General features: G+C 49.2%; 4 protein-coding genes. 2 read left to right on the top strand and 2 right to left on the bottom strand.

Annotated elements, in window-relative coordinates:
* Nucleotides 1-145: 145 nt before the first annotated feature.
* Nucleotides 146-985: an FkbM family methyltransferase gene (locus AC0QH1_RS01040; RefSeq protein ID WP_324628874.1), complete on the top strand. Its 840-nt coding sequence runs from the start codon at nucleotides 146-148 to the stop codon at nucleotides 983-985.
* A 10-nt stretch (nucleotides 986-995) separates the two neighbouring features.
* Here AC0QH1_RS01040 and AC0QH1_RS01035 read toward each other — a convergent pair whose 3' ends face one another.
* A complete protein-coding gene (locus tag AC0QH1_RS01035; RefSeq protein WP_324628873.1) occupies nucleotides 996-1,811 on the bottom strand; it encodes a glycosyltransferase family 2 protein in 816 nt (271 codons plus the stop codon).
* Nucleotides 1,812-2,102: 291 nt separating this feature from the next.
* Between AC0QH1_RS01035 and cobA the strand changes: the two genes are divergently transcribed.
* Nucleotides 2,103-3,761 (top strand): uroporphyrinogen-III C-methyltransferase, encoded by a 1,659-nt coding sequence (gene cobA / locus AC0QH1_RS01030; RefSeq protein WP_324628871.1) that lies wholly within the window; start codon nucleotides 2,103-2,105, stop codon nucleotides 3,759-3,761.
* Nucleotides 3,762-3,857: 96 nt separating this feature from the next.
* On the opposite strand, the gene AC0QH1_RS01025 is transcribed toward cobA, so the two are convergent.
* Nucleotides 3,858-4,025, bottom strand: a complete 168-nt coding sequence (locus AC0QH1_RS01025) for a hypothetical protein (RefSeq protein WP_324628870.1) — start codon at nucleotides 4,023-4,025, stop codon at nucleotides 3,858-3,860.
* Nucleotides 4,026-4,097 lie beyond the last annotated feature (72 nt).

The following is a 4,097-nucleotide window of genomic DNA, read 5'->3' as shown; positions in this document are numbered from 1 at the left end:
ACGGAATAATGCTCAAAAAATACTCCGCGCAGGCGGACTTTGCTCGCCTAGGCGCGATTTTAATCGCCCCCTGATATTATATCCTTGCCTAGGCGCGATTTTAATCCCCCGCCTTAACCCTTTCCTAACTCCAAACCAGACAACCATGCCAAATTCGATCGCCACTCAAACCCCAATCCCCACCGCCAAACTCATCCAGCTCAAAGTTCGCTTAAACGATACCTATCGCCTCGTGAAACTTTACCTGGACATCGAACAATTCAGCCAAAAAATCATGTGGAGTTATTTTTCCCAGGGGCAATTCTACGAACCCGCCGAAACCAAATTGTTACAGCGAGTTTTAACTCCCGGGGATACCTTCATCGATATCGGTGCCCATATTGGCTATTATTCCCTCATTGCTGCCCTCTTAGTAGGAGAAAACGGCCAAGTTTTCAGCGTCGAACCCAACGCCATTAATATTAATTGGATTCGCCATCATATCGCTGCCAACCAGTTAGAAAATATCGAAATTTTTCCCACGGTTTTGGGGGGAGAAAACAAAGCGGTGGAATTTTTTATCAATGCCGATAATGACGGTGGGCATGCGTTGTGGGATGTGGGATTGCATAAAATCAACAAAAAAAGCCGCCTCAACCCCCAAACCGAAACCCTGCAAATGTCCACTCTGGACGACTTGTTAAAAGACAAGCCGCTAAACTCTTTAAAGTTGATTAAAATCGATGCGGAAGGAGCGGAATATCAAATCCTCCAAGGTGCGGAAAATACCCTGTTTCGGTCGGGGGTTCCCTATGTGATTTGCGAAATCAATCGCTTTGCTTTGCAGAAAATGGGCACCAGCGAAACGCAACTGCGGGAGTTGATGGGCGCGATGGGATATACGCCTTATTTACTGAGAAATGAAGCGCCGCATCTGGTTAAATTATCTCCCGATCGCTATTACAATTCCCCCTATGTATTTAATCTGGTTTTTGCCAGAACATAGGAGTTTCCAGTTAGCGGGGTTCTCGGCGATCGAAAATGCTAGATTTGCCGGGAACCATGCAATCCACCGGTTGTAACTTCACCTCCCCTTCCATCACCGCCGCCAGTCGTCGGGCGTCGGTTTCGCGATAGGGAATCGTGCGACAATATAAATCCATATCGCGATAAACGGCGGGTTTTAATTGGCGATCGCGCGTCACTTGTTTTTTAGCATAGGTCGCGTCGATCGCCGCTTTACCGTATCCCCAGTGAAGGTGTTCGGTTAAAATATCTGGAATGTAGTGCAAGCGACCCACTCGTTTCGCCAACTCCCAAATCCACATATCATCGTAAAGACATTCAAACAAACCTGTAGTAAAATAGCCCAAAGTTTGGCACCATTTGCGCGACACAATCGGAAAGGTACAAAGTTGTCCGCCCCAATGTCCCTCATTAAACCACATGCAAAAGATTTCATCGGGATAAGCTTGGGTTTCCACATCCAGGCGATCGTCCCAGCCAAAATCATTATAGGTTTGGTCGTCGGCGGACATAATCAATAAATTGCCGTCACAACGACGCGCCAATTCGTTCCACGCTTTGGAAATCCCGATCGCTTCTCCAATAATAAAACCACAGCGCCGAAATGCATCGAATTCTCGCTTGTGGGCTTTAAACAAATTCAAATACTCCGCCTGTTTCGGATCGTCTTCATCCACATAAAACAGCATTTCCACTCGTTTGGGTTTAGCTGCTGTATTTAACGCGCTCAGGCACAAGCGAAGCGCTTTTTCCGGGCGTCCCCAAGAGGGACACAGCAGAGAAATGGTTTGCGGCTGGCTCGACATCGGCTAGGATTGGCAAAATACAAACAACTCCGAATAGAAACTACTATAGCGTTTTTTTGGCCACTTTTCGGAAGATTTTTTGACTCATTTTGAATCGTTTCCAGCCTCGCGGAAACGCTCTGTGCGAGGCGTAGCTTCCCTGTAGAGACGTGATTAATCGCGTCTCTACTACTGTGACAATAATTGCCCCGGTGCGAGGCGCAAAACGAGTTATAATCCCGATCGTTGATTTTTATAATAAAGGATGAAAAAACGGGATGAGAAATTTTCCCAGGTGATAGGAGTGGAGCAATGGAAAGCGAAACAATGGGACAAGTTTACTTAGTGGGAGCCGGACCGGGGGATGTAGCCTATCTTACCGTAGAAGCGCAACAGAGAGTGGCGCAAGCGGATGTTTTAATTTATGACGCCCTAGTAGACGAGCAACTGCTGCAACTCACACCGGCGAGTTGCGAGCAGATCCAGGTGGGCAAACGCGGGGGAAAACCCAGTTGGGAACAGGCAGATATCAATCGATTATTGGTGAACAAATGCCGGGAAGGAAAGCGAGTGGTGCGCTTGAAAAGCGGAGATCCGTTTATTTTTGGTCGTTGTACGGCGGAAATTGAAGCGTTGAAAGCGCAGAATTGTCCGTTTGATGTGATTCCCGGGATTTCTTCTGCATTAGCCGCGCCGTTGCTGGCGGGGATTCCGCTGACGGATCCGGTGCTGAGTCGGTATTTTACCGTGTTAAGCGGACACCAACCCGATGAGTTGGACTGGGAAAATCTGACGCCGATGCCCACGTTGGTGATTTTGATGGGGACGCGCAAACTGCCGGAAATTTTATGGCAATTGCAGCGCCACGGCAAGTCGGCGCAGACCCCGATCGCCATCCTGCGCGCCTGCGGAAGCGATCGCCAACAGGTGTGGACTGGCACTCTGGCGGATATTCTCGATCGCACCCGGGGAGAAACCCTCTCGCCGGCGATTATCGCCATCGGCGATGTGGTGCGTTTGCGCCACTATTTGCAAGTTCCCCACCTGCAAAAACAGCGTACACTAGCAGACAATGCAAACCGATTCGTGCCCTCTGTAATTTCCGATTCTATGCCTGAAACCTCAGTTAGCAATTTGCAATCCCCAAATGAGAATTCTCAATTGCCCCTATCGGGTCAAACGATTTTAGTGACGCGATCTTCGGGTCAATCCAGCACCTTCACCACCATGTTGGAAAATGCAGGTGCAACGGCGATCGAAATGCCGGCGTTGGAAATTGGCCCCCCGTCGAGTTGGGAACCGCTCGATCGCGCGATCGCCGCCCTAGAGGAATTTGATTGGTTAGTCTTGACCTCTGCCAATGGCGTGCGCTATTTCTGCGATCGCCTGCTTGCCAATGGCAAAGATACCCGGGCGCTTGCGGGAATTAAAATTGCCGTCGTTGGCAAAAAAACCGCCGCCACCTTGAAAACCTATTGCATAAAACCGGACTTTATTCCCCCCAACTTCGTCGCCGATTCCCTGGTGGCGGACTTTCCCGAAGATGTATCCGGGAAAAAACTTCTGTTTCCGCGCGTAGAAACTGGCGGGCGAGAGGTGCTGGTGGGGGAACTGACCCGCCAAGGGGCAATAGTTGAAGAGGTGCCTGCTTACGAGTCGGGTTGTCCGAAAGCGATCGCCCCTGTAGCGTGGGAAGCGCTGAAAAATCGGCGCGTTGATGCGATTACCTTCGCCAGTTCTAAAACCGTGAAAAATTTCTGTAAATTAATCGAACGTCAGCATAACGCTTGCTTTCCAGACGGCGAAGCGAATTCACCGTGGCAAAGCTTATTAGAAGGAATTTGTATTGCCTCAATTGGACCTCAAACTTCTATTACCTGCAATGAATTACTCTCAAAAGTGGATGTAGAAGCGAAGGAATATACCCTCGAGGGCTTATTGCAATCATTAATTGAATTTATCGAAAGATAGGCGAGTTGCCCCGTGGCTCAGGCAATCTTTCCCCTTTTGCGGCCATTCTCTGCCATTGGATATGGGCGAGAACCGCGATCGGGTAGCGGGGAAAGATTAAGCTAACACCTGAAACCACCCGCGTTTGACGCTATGGATCAGCCGCTTGATCATTCGCCTCTCTTCTGAGGATAAAGAAGATTCGGAAAGGCTATGGAGCAGTTTCCAATCGTGATGACTGATTTGCTGAGACAACGAAGCATTGATGAATAAGTCGCGAATCATGATAACCTCCGATACGTTTGGAAACCCCCGTGCTTTAGCCGGGGGAGGAAAAACGAACTTGCGGCTTTAGCC

Source organism: Phormidium sp. CCY1219, assembly GCF_055795085.1.
This window is presented reverse-complemented; position numbering and strand designations above follow the sequence as displayed.

Bases quoted from the DNA above. Each gene is read 5' to 3' on its own strand.
- AC0QH1_RS01040 (WP_324628874.1), top strand. From the start codon at position 146: ATGCCAAATTCGATCGCCACTCAAACCCCAATCCCCACCGCCAAACTC.
- AC0QH1_RS01035 (WP_324628873.1), bottom strand. From the start codon at position 1,811: ATGTCGAGCCAGCCGCAAACCATTTCTCTGCTGTGTCCCTCTTGGGGA.
- cobA (WP_324628871.1), top strand. From the start codon at position 2,103: ATGGAAAGCGAAACAATGGGACAAGTTTACTTAGTGGGAGCCGGACCG.
- AC0QH1_RS01025 (WP_324628870.1), bottom strand. From the start codon at position 4,025: ATGATTCGCGACTTATTCATCAATGCTTCGTTGTCTCAGCAAATCAGT.